This window comes from Flavipsychrobacter stenotrophus (genome assembly GCF_002954265.1).
GTDB classification, from domain to species: domain Bacteria; phylum Bacteroidota; class Bacteroidia; order Chitinophagales; family Chitinophagaceae; genus Flavipsychrobacter; species Flavipsychrobacter stenotrophus.
Window position 1 is genome coordinate 1098088 of record NZ_PPSL01000001.1, and the last position, 16394, is coordinate 1114481.

Here is a 16394-nt window from a genome sequence, read left to right on the forward strand (position 1 = left end):
TCTTTATTCGCCCCAGTTATTTACCGCTACACGTCAATTAGTTGTATTAAAGGTTCATAATAAGAAGATTTGTAGTACTTATACGTCTAATCTGACGTATGAGTAACTGCTCTCACAATTTAATATAGTTGTAAGTAAACATTGACCAACAATAACGACATAACGCAAATCTTAAAAAACGTTGGAATACATACGATCTGCTGGGTTGCTTTTTTGTTTTTACCTGAACTGTTTAACGAGCATCTTTCGGAGTTTGGCTTAGTTGGTGTAGCTGAAGACTTCATTTACCCTCCTCGTGTTGCTAACAATACTTTTTTTATAGCGCTGTTTTACTTCAGCTATTTTAAGGCGGTACCTTCCTACTATGTTTACCGGAAATTCATTTTTCTGGCTGTGTATGTCTTTACCGCATTCACCGTCTTTTTGATGATCAATTATCTGTTCAAGCCATTTAGTCACTCACACCATCACCAGAGTTCTATACTTGGCCCATCGTACAATCTGTTCATGTTCATCATCTGCCTTATTTCCTCTTTTGCTATGCGTACCTATACCAATTGGCGCAGTGTTTATGAGGAAAAACTGAATGCGGAGATCTCCTTCCTTAAGGCGCAGATCAATCCGCACTTCCTGTTCAATACGCTAAACAGCATTTACTCACTTACCATAACAAAGTCTGATGATGCTCCCGAGGCGGTTTTGAAACTATCTGGTATGATGCGCTACGCTGTAAGTGATACCGGCAACAGATATGTTTCTCTTGAAAAAGAGTTGGATTACATACTCAACTATATAGAATTACAAAAACTAAGACTGGACAAAAACATTATTTTTAATTACAGTATTACGGGCAGTGCCTTTGGCAAAAAGCTGGCACCATTTGTATTGATCCCTTTTATAGAAAATGCATTTAAACATGGGGTAAATGCGGAACAAGAATCAAATATCAATATAAATATCGAAATTGCTGAGGCGAGCATGCAAATGCAGGTGTGGAACAGAAAGGTGACAATATACAAAAGTGAGGAAAACAGCACCGGTACAGGAATTATTAATACCCGCACCAGGCTGCAAATGCTTTACCCCGGCAAACATGTACTTACCATACACGACCGGGAAACCGACTTTAGTGTTTTACTTAAAATAGATCTCGTATGATCACAGCATTAGCACTGGATGACGAACCACTGGCTTTAGAAATAATGAAAGCCTATTGCGGACGAATAGACTTCCTGGACCTGAAGTACGCGACAACATCGCCTACCGAAGCAATGAATTACCTTAAGGATAACCCCATAGACCTGCTTTTCCTGGACATAAATATGCCAGGCATAACCGGTATAGACTTCTTTAAAGCAGCAGGCGGTAATGCCCTTGTCATATTCACTACCGCCCACAGCGAGTATGCGGTGGAAGGGTTTAATATAAGTGCAACCGATTACCTTTTAAAGCCATTCAAATTCAGCAGGTTCATGCAGGCAGTAGATAAAGCAAGAGAACAGGTAAATTATATAAATACTGTAGACCCTGCCTCTCAATACCTTTACATAAGAGCAGACTATAGCACTCAGAAAATATTGATAGACGATATTATCTATATAGAGGGTATGGATAATTATATAAAACTACACATAGCAGGTAAGAAACCTATACTGGCAAGAATGAGCATGAAAGGCATAGTTGAAAAATTGCCTGAAAAGGATTTTATAAGAGTACACAGGTCTTATATTGTGTCGGTAAAAAAGATAACCAGTGCTAAAAACAAGGCTGTTTATATAGATGCTACCGAAATACCTATCGGCATCAACTACGCCGAAAAGGTGCTACCTCTTTTCAACGCCTAGGCCCTGACACACTGTAAGTGATACATATAAAATAAATATCGAAATACATTAGCGATTGTAGTTCTTTTTATTATTTTCGTGTTTCTAAAAAACCGAAACCTATGTATAAAAAGATCCTTTTGCTATGCCTCGCTATGTATTTTGTGTCAGCAGACAGCTACGGTCAATCTATGTTCAGAGCATACAACCGCTATATGCGTGCCAGCTCTAAAGGCAAAAAACTCTACCAACGCGATTACCTGGGTTATGGCAAAGCGTTCATGGCCATTGATGTAAAGCAACATTATACCGATATCCGTTATGTAGATCCTGATCCGAATACTAATTATAGCACCAACGGTAAATCTACCGATACATTTATCCACACTAAATATTCTGCTGCCAGTGCTATCAGTTATACCGAAGGCACCTTCTTTCCTCTGCAAAAAGTAGGCAGAGAGGGATTGATTGCTCTCGATGTATCTGCAACAGTAAACCTTATACAATACAACATAGGTGCTATAGATTATTCGTCAACAACAGGTATAGTAGAAGAAGGTATTACAGAGCAATTCTACTTCCCTATTGGCCTGGTGTACAAATATGGCGGCGAGGTGAACCTGAACAAGAAAAGCAAGTTCCTCTTTACCATGGGTTGTGGTTTTGCACCCTATGTTTCGGGTTCAAAGATCATCGCCTTCAGTTCTTTAATGGCGGGTTCACGCAAATATGTAATGGCAGAGTTTGGCGTGTTTGGCGGTATTGCCTGGAAACTACGCACCACCGTATACTTCGGTAACATAGTGCTGGTCGACAACCGCTATGCCGATATCTTTGATGCTACAAGCGGCCACAGCGATGGTTATGGCAACCTGGACATAAAAGTAACAGGCGGCACCACAGCCACAGTATCATTGCTCATCAATCCTTTCTCATGGGACTGGAAGGGTAAAGGAGATAACTACAGCTCATTCAATAAGTCAAAATACTAGTCTGTATCGGTCAAATATAAAATAGGTGCATCATGTTTTATCATAGATGCACCTATTTTTTGTCTCCGGAACGCAGACCATATCGCCGCTAAGAGATTTGACAACTTTTGAGAAAGATCGTCAAATCTAATTGTTGTTACGGAAGTAAGACCCTTACAACACCTTTTCTATCTTCAGATTTTTACCATTCAATGTAAACTCATCGCCGGCGGCCTTGCCCATCATCTGTATGGCAATGGGCGCTTCTGGAGAAATAGCATAGTAGGTTGTACCATCCAATGGTATTTTACCCGCACCGATTGCTATATAATAGCTGCCACCATTTGTCAGCACTAATGAACCGGGTGCAACAGTATCGCTTTTCACGGATGGACTAACATTTTCGAGGGCCACCTTTAGTTTGTACATATCACCAAGTCGAGCAAGGTTTAGCTCTACTTCCTGCTGCATCATTTCGCGTCCCACTTCAAACTTGTCTCCGGCACTACTCTTGGTATCATCATTAGCAGCTTCCTGCGCTTCTGCTGCATTTTGTTTTATAATGGCCACTCTGCTGGCAATATAGTCGTGGCAAAGAAGATATAATTTTTCTTTTATAGCACTCATACGGTATACTTGGGGTTAATAAACTTCGATGGGTATTAAAAATTATGCCATCAAAAGGACGGGCAAGATAAAGATTTTTTTGAGGAACAATAATAGTGAAGCAATTGATTTATACTATAGTTCCCACTCTATAATACTATTTACCCACTCGGGGCGGTAAGGTGTCTGCACCTTTACGTAGTTATCGGTATAGCCTTCCATTATTCCATTTTTAGGTGCAATCTCAAAAAGTACATTCCTTTTGGCGCCGCGTTGCTGTTCAGTGAAGTAACTCATCTTCTGGTAAGACAAGTTGCGCAATGCTTTGTTTCGTTCGTTACGAATATGCACCGGCACGACAGGTTTCATATCAGCAGCCAATGTGTTATCCCTTTCAGAGTAGGTGAATACATGCAGGTACGATACATCTATATCATGCAGAAAATCGAAGGTCTCTTTAAAATGCTCATCTGTCTCGCCTGGGAAGCCCACTATTACATCGGCACCTATACAGCAATGCGGCATCAACTTCTTTATCGTAGCTACCCTATCGGCATACAGATCGCGGCGATAGCGCCTGCGCATGGCTGCCAGTATAGTATCACTACCACTCTGCAGCGGCACATGAAAATGCGGCATGAACTTCTTAGACTGCGCCACAAACTCAATTACTTCATTGGTAAGCAGATTCGGTTCTATGCTGGATATGCGGATCCTGTCTATCCCATCATGGGCATCCATTTCCTGTATCAGGTCGTAGAAGTTGGTTTCTTTTTTCTTGCCACCGTCATAGCCCTTGCCAAAGTCGCCCAGGTTAATGCCCGTCAAAACTATTTCTTTTGTACCACCTGCTGCCAGCTCGGTCATGTTGGCCAGCACCCCTTCGATACTATCGCTGCGGCTATGACCGCGCGCCAGTGGTATGGTGCAGAAACTACAGTTATAATCGCAACCATCCTGCACCTTAAGAAAGGCACGAGTGCGATCGCTTTGTGAATAGGAACTGTGAAAACCTTCTACATCTTCAATATCACATGATCGTATTTGCGCTCCGCTATTGGCAGTACTCTTAGTCAATTCGCTGAGATGATGCACCAGGTTGAACTTTTCAGCCGCGCCCAACACAAGATCTACCCCTTCTATCTGCGCTATTTCTTTGGGCTTCAATTGTGCGTAGCAACCGGTTATGACCACAAAGGCCTCAGGCGCACGACGCTGAATACCGCGAACAATATAGCGACACTCTTTATCGGCATTGTCGGTAACAGAGCAAGTATTGATCACATACACATCTGCCTGATCATTAAAATCTTTCTTCACAAACCCATCCGCCTCCAAAGACCTACTTAATGTAGAGGTCTCTGAATAGTTGAGTTTACAACCCAGTGTATGAAATGCTACCGATCTGCTCATGTAAATATTTAAAAAGAAGGCAAAATTAACGAAATATCCCCGACCATGGCACAGTTTTACCTCTATGTAGGTTGTGACAGTGTAAAACAAGTGTTCAGCAAAACAAACTTAGAACACTTATAAAATGTAGCGATATGAAAAAGATAATATTAATGTGCTCAGTAGCAATGGTTGCCCTAACCGCTGGTTGTAAGAAAGTAAAAGACCTCGCAGATATAAGTGTGGATATTCCGTATACACAACAAGTAACTGTACCACCGGTAGATGGATATACATTCGGCTTTCCCCTACCTGCAGGTGGTGTGAACCTGCCTTTCCCGGCATTTGCTGTACCTACCAATTCAAAAAGCTACCTGGATCAATATCATACTACCAGTGCCAAAGTGCGCAAGGTAGACCTGAAAGGACTCACCATTCAGCTGACAGCTCCGGCAAGTCAGAATTTCGACTTTTTGGATACGGTTCAATTATTCATTGCAGCTCCCTCTCAGCCTGAGGTGTTGGTGGCTTATGGCTATAACATACCCAAGAGCCAAACCATTTTTGTGATGACTACGAATAGTGATGTAAACCTTAAAGATTACTTCTTACAAGACACCATGTACTTCAGGACCAACATGCACGTAAATGCCGTTCCCGCTCCCGGAGCACAGATGAATATCAAGTCGGTGTTTAATCTGGTGGCGAACCCGTTGTATTAGAGATAAGGCAAAACTCAAAAGTGAAAATCTAAAAGTTGACATAGCCGTTGTTGGTCTTAGGATCAACAACGGCTATTCACTTGGAAGCCACATAGAAAACGTTCTTACATACCCGGTTAGATCGTATAAATGCCCCTCCTCGTCTGCATATGGCTCTATGCAAGATGGATTAGAAAAACCTGTCACACAGCTCTCTATCTCCAACAAAGTAGTATCAAAATTTTCATAGCTATCACGATGGTGCTCCAGCAGGTCACGTAGCAGGTAAAAGACATGTTTCCTTTTCCATAAAGGCCTTAGCTGTTCAATTCTGTCATATACATAGTTATCTAGTAGCAATTGATCATCCGTTGAATTGCTGATATGCGCAACAATTTCGTTTTTCACATTGTTATATTCCCCGGGGAGGTCAAGTATATTGTTTTCAAGAAAATGCCAGTCTCTGATGTTTATCATCTTCTTTCAAAATTATTAAGGTAAAATACTCAGCACTCTTCATTAACCAAAAATTAAGATGAAAAATAAAGCTAAAAACGAAAAATGCTCCGGGCGAACCGGAGCATTAAGGTGGGTATTATTTTTCGTCATAGGCATAAATAAGAGTTTAATCTATTTACAAGGGCCAAAAACGAAACTTACACTTGACACCTAAATAAAATCACCCTTGTATTTTTATTCAGCATTCGTTTAGGTATCAAACTGAGTGCAATCTATCCACATGCTACCACTCCTGCCAAATAAAGTTCACGAACGGTCGAAAAAGTTCATGAACGGTAGAACAACCAGTCCTAGTAGGCTTTTCATTCGTTAATAAGATGTTATTCATACAAACAAATGCATCATTAACTAATCGTCGGATAAGTACTTTCTCCCTGGCGCAGAACAGATTTTCATGTGAGTATGATCAGACAAAATTCCAAGAGATAAAACTCTAAATTTGCACATCAAGAATCAATAAAAATGAAACTATCCGCCTTTCTATTACTTATGGTTATCGCTTTCAGTTCCTGTAGTGAAGATGATATATCAGGCACTCAAAAGAAGTGCAAAGAAATATTGGCAAACCTGCCCACCACCGAACATAAAACACTTGGCATGTCGGCGCATAGCGCTGAAAGTAGTGGCGTTAACTTTTATTACAGGGATAAAAAAATTGTGCTGGCAACAGTGGCTACTTATGACGAAAGCAACAGAAGTAATACTCAATATTTTTTCGACGACAATGAACTGATCTGCGTAGTTCAGGATGATTATGTTTACAACAGGCCTACCTATATGACCGAAGAAAGAGCACTAAAAGACGGAGACAGCGTATGGTATGATGACTCAAAGACTAAAATGACCACTACCCGATATTACTTCTATGATGGACGAATGGTAAAATGGATCAATAAAGACAATAAGGTAATTCCTGAAACGAATAAGAAGTATGATTTTCAGGCGGCAATTTTACTACGGGATGCGGAAAAGATAAAAAAAATGAGTGGAGTCAACGTTGAGTAGAACGCGCACTCAAATTAGTTTCTAAGGTCTATCTGCTGCTCCCATAATCCCATATCACCTGCCCGTGCTGGTAGTTAACAATACTGCCGTCTTCAAGCTGCACTGCGAGTGTGCCATCAATATTTGCATGGAGTATATTGGCTTTCCATGATGCATCGGCATTCATAAATCCCTGCGGCATACCTTGTCTATACAACAACTGATTGTATGCCTCCATTTGCATTGCTGCCGGCACGGGAAATTTTGTAGCCTTAAAAATCGCATCTCGTAGTTCTGTAAGGAGAAGTGATTTATCTATATCTCTGCCTGAAGCAACTTTTAAAGAAATCGCATGTGGCAGGTCGTCAGCAAAACGAGCTTGGTTTACATTCAGCCCCAGTCCTATGACACTATGTGTCCAGTTACTGCCACGCAGTACATTTTCGATCAAAATACCCCCTGCCTTTTTGTCATTGACAATAATGTCATTAGGCCATTTCACAGCTACGCGCCAATGATCATCAAGCTTTTGCAAAACTTTGGCTATTGCCACAGTAACTGCTGTATTAAAGACAAATTGTTCGGCTAAAGAATGTCTGGGAGTAACAATTATGCTCATTAGCAGGCTGTTGCCCGGCACATCAACCCATGTCTTACCCCGCTGCCCCTTACCATCGGTTTGCCCGTTGGCAACAATTGTCAGGCCGTCCTGTGCCTTATTGCCATCTATCAATCGCATGGCATAGTTATTGGTGCTATCAGTAAAATCAAGTTCTATTATCGGAGCTTCTGGTAATGACATATGGTTTAGTGCAAAAAGATTTATAATTTTGGTAAGACGATAAAGATATTATCAATCATTAAAACGAGGAAATTTAAGTTTGGAGAATATACTGAATACATTACAGGAAAGAAAGAAACCAGTGGCAAAACTTGCGAAGAACAGCAAGTTATTCAAAACGATCATCAGCAGCATACAAGATAAGAAGGCAGAAAATATTGTGGTACTTGATCTTAGAAAGATCGAAGAGGCCGTAGCCGATTTTTTTGTGTTGTGCGATGGCCGTTCTCACATACAGGTGAAAGCAATTGCAGACAATGTAAAAGATGAAGTGGAAAAAGAGTGTGAAGAAAGACCATATCATATTGAACATGGTGAAAAATGGACACTTGTAGACTATGTGAACATTGTAGTTCATGTTTTCCAACGCGAACACAGAGAATTTTATAGCCTGGAGAGTTTGTGGGCAGATGCTGAACGTACTGAATACTAAGTTTAACAATACAAGTAGCAACTAGATATAATGGAAGATAATAAGCAAATACCGGGTATGAAACCTGGTAATAACGACCCTAACCAAAAGAAAGGCCCGAAGTTCAATATATATTGGATCTATGGTATCATCATCATGGTGATCATCGGTGTGCAGTTCTTTGGTGGTAGCCTCAATACATTGAGCAACGAATACGGCTTTCAGGACTTCAAAACGTACAACGATAAAGATCAGGTAGCGAAACTTAAGCTCATCAACAACGATCACGTAGAGGTTTATCTGAAAAAAGGTGTTCCATTGCCTCCAGTTACAAGCCAGGGCAAAACAGTGTCTCCCGGCGTAAGCACCGAAAAAACACCGGCCTTCGAGTTTAAGATAGGTAGCGTTGAGCAATTCGGTCTCGATATGGCTGAGGCAGAGAAAGCCCGCCCTAATCATGTAAACATCATTTACGAAACACAACAAGATTATTCTAAGATATTCCAGTTTGTGCTGCCTATCATTTTTGTAGTAGCACTATGGTTTCTTTTGTTTCGCAAGATGGGACAAGGTGGTGGTGCGGGTGGTGCAGGCGGTATCTTCAACATCGGCAAGTCTAAAGCTCAGTTGTTTGAAAAAGGTACACGTGTCAACATTACATTTAATGATGTAGCCGGCCTTGATGAAGCTAAAGTAGAAGTAATGGAGATCGTAGATTTCCTTAAAAATCCTAAAAAGTATACTGCACTTGGCGGTAAGATTCCGAAAGGAGCCCTACTCGTAGGTCCTCCGGGAACAGGTAAAACTTTGCTGGCAAAAGCCATGGCAGGTGAGGCTCAGGTTCCGTTCTTCTCTATGTCCGGTTCAGATTTCGTAGAACTTTTTGTAGGTGTGGGCGCAAGCCGCGTACGTGACTTGTTTAAGCAGGCTCGTGAAAAATCTCCTTGTATTGTATTTATAGATGAAATTGATGCTATAGGTCGTGCAAGAGGTAAGAATGCTGTAATGAGCAACGATGAGCGTGAAAACACATTGAACCAGTTACTGGTAGAGATGGATGGTTTCAGCGGCGATAGCGGTATTATCGTTCTGGCAGCAACTAACCGTCCTGATGTATTGGATACAGCTTTGCTCCGCCCGGGTCGTTTCGACAGGCAGATATCTATAGATATTCCGGATGTGAAAGGCCGTGAGAAAATATTTGATGTTCACCTGAAGCCAATCAAGCGCAGCAAGGATCTGAACATCCGTAAGCTGGCAGTGCAGACCCCAGGTTTTGCAGGTGCAGATATCGCCAACATTTGTAACGAAGCTGCTTTGATAGCTGCCCGTAAAGGCAAGAGCGAAGTAGACATGAGCGACTTTAACGATGCCATTGATCGTGTGATAGGCGGATTGGAAAAGAAGAACAAGATCATCCTTCCTGAAGAGAAACGCATCATTGCCTACCACGAAGCTGGTCACGCAGTATCGGGTTGGTTCCTGGAACATGCACATCCGTTGGTTAAGGTAACAATCGTACCACGTGGTGTTGCGGCATTAGGTTACGCACAATACCTGCCTAAGGAAATGTACATCCGCACCACCGATCACCTGATGGATGATATGTGTATGTCACTTGGTGGCCGTGCGGTAGAAGAGTTGGTATTTGGTAAAATATCTACCGGTGCATTGAGCGATCTGCAGCACGTAACCCGTGCGGCGTATGCTATGGTATCTATGTATGGTATGAGTGAGAAAGTAGGTAATGTATCATTCTACGATCCACAAAGTGAAGGCAGCTTCTCTAAACCTTACTCTGAAGAAACAGGTAAGATGATAGATGAAGAAGTACGCATACTGGTGCAGAAGGCTTACGATAAAGTAAAGGCATTGCTTACCGAAAAGATGGAGTACGTGACAGTTATCTCTGAAGAACTTTTGAAGAAAGAAGTACTCTTTAAAGATGATCTGGAACGCCTGATAGGTAAACGTACATATGAAGACGCTATCGCAGCAGAAGATATGCCAGTAGATCCTCCATTGATCTAAAAAATTGAAAATCATAAAAAAGCCTTCTGATAGTCATCAGAAGGCTTTTTTATGATAAATCATTATCTTTATCATATAGACCCTTGTTATGAAAAAACTATTGCTACTTATTTTTCTATTCGGCTCATTAGTTAGTAGTGCACAAAACTATCAATGCCTGCAAAACGGTGTTTTACACTACTTCATAAATGGCAATGGTTATTTAAGGGCTATTAAGATAGATTCTGTAACTACCCTCCCAGACACTACCATCTTTTATCCGTTTCATACACCCAGAGGACCATACATAAGCAGCATACCTTATGTAGCACAAGATACTCTCGGAGGCAGTTGGGTTGGTGGCAAAGTGCTGGGGCTGACCGATGGGACTTTTATATTCGACAGCTATTGGGGCAATAGTGTCACCATAAAATCTCGGGGTTCAACTGGCGCCACCTGGCTGTTCTTTAGCGATTCCAGCACGCGATATTATCAGGCCCAGATGTTGAATACCGATACTATGTCTGTATTAGGAGCCTTGGATTCAGTGAAAAGAATATTGATCACTGCGCATGATCCATCGGGATTAGTGGTGTCTGATCCATTAGATAGTTTCCAGATCATTCTCAGCAAAAACCACGGTTTTGTACAGGTATTTGATCTGTATACTTTTCCATATCATAAACCAGATTCAGTATATCGGTCCGGGCTCGACTTCTTTTTAGACAGATCAACGCATACTTATTATGACGTTAATGCTTTTGGAGGAAACGCACCCAACAAAAACATCTCCATTTTTAACCTTACAGACTTTACGAACCCAAATGATCAACAATTACATAGCTGGAATATTGGTGATGTTTTTGAAGTAGAAAATGAAACGGGTACGATGTCCCCCTACCCCCCTTATATTATCGATTACACATTAGATACCGTTGTCAATAAGGTAGTTCTACCACACAGCACAATTTACTCCATTCGTGGATCTTCATTTAATTATACAATACCTGTTTACGAAACTTTCCATGCAGGCAACATCACGTGTACAGATGGGAATTTCATTATCGCAGATAGCAATGTGATACCAGAATCGAAGATCAGTTTTTATAACAATAATTATGTTTTCTATTTCCCAAAAGATACAAGCTGGTGCAGGCAAGGACCATTATATAAAGTCGTTGGTCCGGCATAGCAATGGGAAGGTCTTGGCGGTCACTTTGGATTTAATATTTATAAATTGGGAATCGGCCTTATAATTCATTATTACACTGATGGCAACCCAACGCATGAAGATGATTGGCTAATATACTGCAAAACGGTAGGCGAAGAATGCGGTCATAACGTTTGGCCCGTTGGCATTAATCAAGTAACAAATGATCAGACCATACATCTCTTTCCGAACCCGGTCTTGAACTCGTTAACAATAGTTACACCGTTTGATACACTGAGCGTTATCATATCAGATGCTGTGGGTAAAGTGATCAAATCCGAAAAATGCAACGGCGGCAACCTAGTATTTGATCTTTCCAATATCCCACCTGGCCTCTATTTTGCGAGGATCAACGGGATAGAAGTAAGGAAGTTCGTAAAAGAATAACCAAAGGCATTATTCTATCAAGCGTTTTTTGGCACACCTATTGCTTTTATCTTTGCGCCACTAACCGCTGCTGATGAAGTATTTCTGTTATTTATTGCTGTCTTTTCTTTTATTATCTGCTCTTGACACATCTGCACAAAGACCTGACATAAAACCCATGCTCAAAAGAGGATGGCGACAGATAAATGCAAAAGAACCCGATAGTGCAATGCAGCTTGCCGATTCCATCTTACAGTTAGTTGGTACAGAATATAGCGATGACAGGGTAAGAGCTATGAACATAAAGGCGAAAGCCTTATATCAAAAAGGGAAGAACACAGAGTCTGTAACTATCTTGTTCGACGCACTGCGGCTGTGTAAAGCTCCGCGAGACAATAAGAATATAGCCTACCTATACGGTGAAATTGGTTATGCCTATTATGCCCAGAAACACTACCCGGAATCAAAACTGTATTACCACAAGCAGATAGATATATTAAAATCACTATACGGATCAGATAGCCTGGCCGACCCTTATATCAACCTGGCCACCATGCAGCAGGGCATTGGCGAATTTGATAGTGCTGCTTTATCATTAAATGTAGTCGCCGGCATTGTAGCACACAACAACAACTTACAGCAGCACGGCTATTACTACCTGAACCGAGGAACATTATACCTGTACACCAACAAACTAGATAGTGCCGCTATTTACTATAACAAAGCCTATGATGCATGGTATGCCATTGGATACGAGTCGCAGATATACAAGACAACCTTTAATCTGGGATATATTGCGGAGCAACAAAAAGACTATAGAAAGGCTATTGAATACTACCATCGCACCGAACAGTCTGTAAAGAAATTCGGGTTAAAAAGTGAAATAGCGCATGTTGCGGGAACAATAGCCGAAGCATATGCAGCTATTGGCAAGTATGATAGCGCTTATAAATATCTGTTTGACTATGTGATGGTCAACGACTCTGTAACCCACGATGAGTTTAACTCGTACCTGGCAAAATTGGATAAGCAGTACCAGTCTGAGAAAAACAAAGAGACCATTCATAAACAACAGCTGGAGCTACAGCGCCAGAATAACAGGATCCTGATCTTTATTATCATACTTACTGTAGTTGTGCTGGGTAGTATTGTATTGTTCGGGTATTTCACCTTTAGCCGCAGGTTACAACAACAGGTAGATGAAGCCAAAGGAAAGTTCTTTGCGAACGTTGTACATGAGATCCGTACGCCGCTCAGTATGATACAGGGCCCTATAAAAGTGCTGCAGGAAAAGACGACTGATCCTGAAGTGCGCTACCAACTGGATATGGCCGACAGGAACACTACCCGACTCAATGACTTGGTAAACCAGATGCTGGCCATATCCAAAATTGATGCTACACAATACACCCTCTCCGAAAGTCTCGGCACGCCCACAGTATTTGTAGCAAGTATTGTTGACAGTTTCAAATTACAGGCAAAAGAAAAGGGCATCACTATTCATTTTGAAATTGGACCTGACGAAAACGCACTGTTTGACAAAGACGCCGTTGAAAAGATCATCACCAACTTACTAAGCAATGCCATAAAGTACACACCCAAAGGCGGCAATGTGGGTGTTGAGATAGAAAAAAGCAACACCGAATGGACGTTTACCATCTGGGACACCGGCCCAGGAATTAGCCAATTGGACCAGGAAAAAGTATTCAGTCGCTTTTATCGTACAGAGCAACATCAACATGATGGCAGCAAGGGTATTGGTATAGGACTAGCACTGGTAAAGGAACTGGTTTTATTGATGAACGGCTACATAAAGCTGGATAGTGAACCTGGAAAAGGCGCCGTTTTTACTGTTACCCTTCCACTTAGAACACCGGAAAATGTGATTGCTACACCATCAAATGAAGATAGTGCAACTATTCTCCTGGTAGAAGATGATGCCGACATCCTCGATTTCAACAAAACGTTATTGCTCAATAGCGGATATAGGGTACTGACAGCCCGCAATGGTATTGAAGCAAGTACATTATTACTGGAAGAACTACCTGATCTCATTATTTCTGATGTGATGATGCCTGAAAAAGATGGATTGACACTACTCAAAGAGCTTAGGAACAATATTGCTACCGACCATATACCTGTAATCCTGCTTAGTGCCAAATCTTCTACACAGGCAAAAATGGATGGGATAACAGAAGGTGCACAGGCTTATCTGGCTAAACCATTTATTCCGACTGAGCTGACCACTATGGTAAAAAATCAGCTGGAGTTGTTACAACGACAGAAACTTAGACTACATGTCCCCGATACATCAACTGCACCTGTAGCAGATATTTCTATTGAGGAGCGTTTTGCGGATGCTGACCCTTTCACCAGGCGTTGTTTCGAAATCATAGTAGAACATTTGGATGATGCACAACTATCTGTAGAAATGCTGGCCGGGTTGATGAATATCAACCGAAGCCATTTCCAGCGTAAGATAAAAACGCTGTCGGGGTACTCCCCTTCTGAACTTATCAAAACAGTAAGGCTGGAAAAGGCATTGAAAATGCTGCTGAAAAAAGAAGGCAACATTACAGAAATAGCCTATGCTACCGGCTTCACTTCCCAGTCTTATTTCACCAAGTGTTTCTCCGACCATTTTGGCTATCCGCCTAGCCAGGCCGGCAGCATAAACTAAAAATAAAATCACATATGACGCAGGTATATAACGTTGGGGCAATCCCTTGCGTTTCCCATACGTATGCAAATTACGTTTAGGCCGCTAGTCAAAAGCACTTTTACGAATCTTCCAGAAACCAAACATATAAACGTTTAATATTATTTATAACTAATTGATTATATATACCACGCAACAAAATTACCTGTTTACGCAACATCTTTTAATGGGCTCCGGGGCAGTCTGGAGGTAAATTTGCAACAGAATCTACAGGTACCTAACACATTAATCAACAAATTTAAAAAAAACAACAAACATGAAAAAACTGATCGTCGCGGCACTCATGCTGCTCACTGCATCTTCTACCCTGCTGTGGCAGAGTTGCAAAAAAGAAAACAAAAATTCCAACGGATCTTCAGACATGGTGCTGTCTATCCAAACAGGTGCACGTACAATAGAGCCGGGAAGCACCCAAACTTACGAGGCTGTTATTGTAGACACAAAGGGCAATGTAACACCTGCCACAGGTGTTAGCTGGAGCGTTACCAATTCGCTCGGTAGTTTTAGTGGAAGTACCTTCACCCCATCAGGTAGTGGTAGCGGTACCATCACCGCATCGGTTACCAAAGATGGTAAGACGCTTACTGCTAAAGTGGCTGTAGGTGTTTACTTACCTGCGGTATTCACTGTTCTCCCATCTGCTATAGTATGGACTACCAATGCCGGCGCTATTCCATTGTTGCCAGTATACCTGGGTACAGGAACAGTTAGCGGATACAGCTATTCTTCAAGCAACTCCGGTATCGCATCGGTAGACGCAAGCGGAAACGTAACTTGCGTGGCCAATGGCGAATGTGTGATCACTGTAACCGCTAACGGACTGTCTGACAACAATAAGGTTTATGTACCTGTATTGGTTGTTGGCCTGCCTACAGTATCATTGCCTGTAGCCCGTGTAGCAGTAAACCCATCGGGTAAAGAACTGTTCCGTGGAGAAACTGCCAATTTCACCGCAAAAGCATTCAATACTGCCAACACAGAAGTAAGCGGCCAGACATTTACATGGACATCACAGGACGCTACTGTAGCTACTGTTGATGCAACCGGTAGAGTTACGGCCGTTAGCCTGGGTAAAACTTTTGTTACTGCTACCGCCAGCGGCATCAGCGGAACTGCAGAAGTAGATGTATTGCCGGACTCCCTGATAATTGTTACACCAATCATGGCCAGTATAGCACCGGGTGGAACCAAGCAGTTTACCGCCCAGGCGTACACAGTTAACCACAGTAGCCATGCCCTCAGTACGATAAGCATGCCAGCCGGACTTACATGGGAAGTACCAACAACCGGTGTAGCCATTTTTGATATTGCAACCGTTAACAGTACCGGCTTGGTTAACATGAATACGTCTGCAACTATCGGACTGTCATCTGTAGTAGTAGCGCATGTAAGCTCACCAACAATAGATCCGGGTGCGGCATTGATAATGGTGAGTGACTGTGACTGCGGTACAACTACATCGGGCGTAGACCACATTAATGTTACCGGTGGCAGCACGCTGAGCGTATCACTTATTGGCGGACCTGTAACAATAAATGCAACAGCGGTAGATGCCAGCAACAACCCGGTTTCAGGTGCTACTATTCACCTTTGCAGTGATAATATTGCTGTATGTACAGTAGATAGTGGTAACGGCCAGATCATTCCAGTTGGTCCGGGCACAGCTATTGTTACTGTATGTAATGGTGGTGTGTCTACAACAATCACGGTTACGGTTACACTGTAATTACAATATATTTTATCTCAAAGCCTTCAAACATTTGTGTTTGAAGGCTTTTTACATTTAACGATAAATATAAACGTTAACATTTCAAAATACCTAAGATAAGAGTAATATTAT

15 protein-coding genes are annotated in these 16394 nt (G+C 41.8%); 11 read left to right on the plus strand and 4 right to left on the minus strand.

All coding sequences use genetic code 11. The annotated features are described in order from the left end of the window. Positions 1–141: 141 nt before the first annotated feature. From CJD36_RS04930 to CJD36_RS04940, 3 genes are all read left to right on the plus strand, one after another. On the plus strand, positions 142–1158 hold the full coding sequence (locus CJD36_RS04930) for a sensor histidine kinase (protein WP_105037975.1): 1017 nt from the start codon (positions 142–144) through the stop codon (positions 1156–1158). Next, positions 1155–1844, plus strand: a complete 690-nt coding sequence (locus CJD36_RS04935; protein WP_105037976.1) for a LytR/AlgR family response regulator transcription factor — start codon at positions 1155–1157, stop codon at positions 1842–1844. Before CJD36_RS04930 ends, CJD36_RS04935 begins: the two co-directional genes overlap by 4 nt. A 101-nt stretch (positions 1845–1945) precedes the next feature. After that, entirely contained in the window at positions 1946–2815 is an 870-nt protein-coding gene (locus CJD36_RS04940) for a hypothetical protein (RefSeq protein ID WP_133162499.1), read from the plus strand. Between the two features lie 153 nt (positions 2816–2968). On the opposite strand, the gene CJD36_RS04945 is transcribed toward CJD36_RS04940, so the two are convergent. Then, the gene (locus CJD36_RS04945; protein WP_105037978.1) at positions 2969–3421 is read right to left on the minus strand and encodes a 3-oxoacyl-ACP synthase; all 453 of its coding nucleotides are present in this window, start codon (positions 3419–3421) and stop codon (positions 2969–2971) included. A gap of 114 nt (positions 3422–3535) precedes the next feature. Further along, positions 3536–4813 carry a tRNA (N(6)-L-threonylcarbamoyladenosine(37)-C(2))-methylthiotransferase MtaB gene (gene mtaB / locus CJD36_RS04950; RefSeq protein ID WP_170067818.1) on the minus strand — a complete coding sequence of 426 codons (1278 nt, stop codon included), beginning with the start codon at positions 4811–4813 and terminating at the stop codon, positions 3536–3538. A 134-nt stretch (positions 4814–4947) separates the two neighbouring features. Here mtaB and CJD36_RS04955 point away from each other — a divergent pair, with 134 nt between their 5' ends. Continuing rightward, positions 4948–5514 (plus strand): hypothetical protein, encoded by a 567-nt coding sequence (locus tag CJD36_RS04955; RefSeq protein ID WP_105037979.1) that lies wholly within the window; start codon positions 4948–4950, stop codon positions 5512–5514. Positions 5515–5586: 72 nt separating this feature from the next. Here CJD36_RS04955 and CJD36_RS04960 read toward each other — a convergent pair whose 3' ends face one another. Then, positions 5587–5970 (minus strand): hypothetical protein, encoded by a 384-nt coding sequence (locus tag CJD36_RS04960; RefSeq protein WP_105037980.1) that lies wholly within the window; start codon positions 5968–5970, stop codon positions 5587–5589. Positions 5971–6474: 504 nt separating this feature from the next. Between CJD36_RS04960 and CJD36_RS04965 the strand changes: the two genes are divergently transcribed. Continuing rightward, positions 6475–7017, plus strand: a complete 543-nt coding sequence (locus CJD36_RS04965) for a hypothetical protein (protein WP_105037981.1) — start codon at positions 6475–6477, stop codon at positions 7015–7017. A gap of 28 nt (positions 7018–7045) precedes the next feature. Here the strand turns inward: CJD36_RS04965 and CJD36_RS04970 are convergent, their stop codons facing one another. Beyond that, positions 7046–7798, minus strand: coding sequence for a biotin--[acetyl-CoA-carboxylase] ligase (locus CJD36_RS04970; RefSeq protein ID WP_105037982.1), 753 nt, complete (start codon positions 7796–7798; stop codon positions 7046–7048). A 79-nt stretch (positions 7799–7877) separates the two neighbouring features. On the opposite strand from CJD36_RS04970, the gene rsfS reads away from it, so the two are divergent. The 6 genes from rsfS (at position 7878) to CJD36_RS05000 (ending at position 16280) form a co-directional block, all read left to right on the plus strand. After that, positions 7878–8270, plus strand: coding sequence for a ribosome silencing factor (rsfS, locus tag CJD36_RS04975; RefSeq protein WP_240609292.1), 393 nt, complete (start codon positions 7878–7880; stop codon positions 8268–8270). Positions 8271–8300: 30 nt separating this feature from the next. Continuing rightward, entirely contained in the window at positions 8301–10280 is a 1980-nt protein-coding gene (ftsH, locus tag CJD36_RS04980; protein ID WP_240609293.1) for an ATP-dependent zinc metalloprotease FtsH, read from the plus strand. A gap of 88 nt (positions 10281–10368) precedes the next feature. Further along, complete coding sequence (locus CJD36_RS04985; protein ID WP_105037983.1) at positions 10369–11451, plus strand: hypothetical protein; 1083 nt, start codon at positions 10369–10371, stop codon at positions 11449–11451. Positions 11452–11496: 45 nt separating this feature from the next. After that, positions 11497–11856: a T9SS type A sorting domain-containing protein gene (locus CJD36_RS04990; RefSeq protein WP_161499211.1), complete on the plus strand. Its 360-nt coding sequence runs from the start codon at positions 11497–11499 to the stop codon at positions 11854–11856. 73 nt (positions 11857–11929) lie between these two features. Then, positions 11930–14515 (plus strand): hybrid sensor histidine kinase/response regulator transcription factor, encoded by a 2586-nt coding sequence (locus tag CJD36_RS04995; protein ID WP_105037985.1) that lies wholly within the window; start codon positions 11930–11932, stop codon positions 14513–14515. Between the two features lie 295 nt (positions 14516–14810). Beyond that, positions 14811–16280, plus strand: a complete 1470-nt coding sequence (locus CJD36_RS05000; protein WP_105037986.1) for an Ig-like domain-containing protein — start codon at positions 14811–14813, stop codon at positions 16278–16280. Positions 16281–16394 lie beyond the last annotated feature (114 nt).

What these genes read in the sequence shown, in the direction of transcription:
- CJD36_RS04935 (WP_105037976.1), top strand. Translation starts at nt 1,155, where the DNA reads ATGATCACAGCATTAGCACTGGATGACGAACCACTGGCTTTAGAAATA.
- CJD36_RS04940 (WP_133162499.1), top strand. Translation starts at nt 1,946, where the DNA reads ATGTATAAAAAGATCCTTTTGCTATGCCTCGCTATGTATTTTGTGTCA.
- CJD36_RS04945 (WP_105037978.1), bottom strand. Translation starts at nt 3,421, where the DNA reads ATGAGTGCTATAAAAGAAAAATTATATCTTCTTTGCCACGACTATATT.
- mtaB (WP_170067818.1), bottom strand. Translation starts at nt 4,813, where the DNA reads ATGAGCAGATCGGTAGCATTTCATACACTGGGTTGTAAACTCAACTAT.
- CJD36_RS04955 (WP_105037979.1), top strand. Translation starts at nt 4,948, where the DNA reads ATGAAAAAGATAATATTAATGTGCTCAGTAGCAATGGTTGCCCTAACC.
- CJD36_RS04960 (WP_105037980.1), bottom strand. Translation starts at nt 5,970, where the DNA reads ATGATAAACATCAGAGACTGGCATTTTCTTGAAAACAATATACTTGAC.
- CJD36_RS04965 (WP_105037981.1), top strand. Translation starts at nt 6,475, where the DNA reads ATGAAACTATCCGCCTTTCTATTACTTATGGTTATCGCTTTCAGTTCC.
- CJD36_RS04970 (WP_105037982.1), bottom strand. Translation starts at nt 7,798, where the DNA reads ATGTCATTACCAGAAGCTCCGATAATAGAACTTGATTTTACTGATAGC.
- ftsH (WP_240609293.1), top strand. Translation starts at nt 8,301, where the DNA reads ATGGAAGATAATAAGCAAATACCGGGTATGAAACCTGGTAATAACGAC.
- CJD36_RS04985 (WP_105037983.1), top strand. Translation starts at nt 10,369, where the DNA reads ATGAAAAAACTATTGCTACTTATTTTTCTATTCGGCTCATTAGTTAGT.
- CJD36_RS04995 (WP_105037985.1), top strand. Translation starts at nt 11,930, where the DNA reads ATGAAGTATTTCTGTTATTTATTGCTGTCTTTTCTTTTATTATCTGCT.
- CJD36_RS05000 (WP_105037986.1), top strand. Translation starts at nt 14,811, where the DNA reads ATGAAAAAACTGATCGTCGCGGCACTCATGCTGCTCACTGCATCTTCT.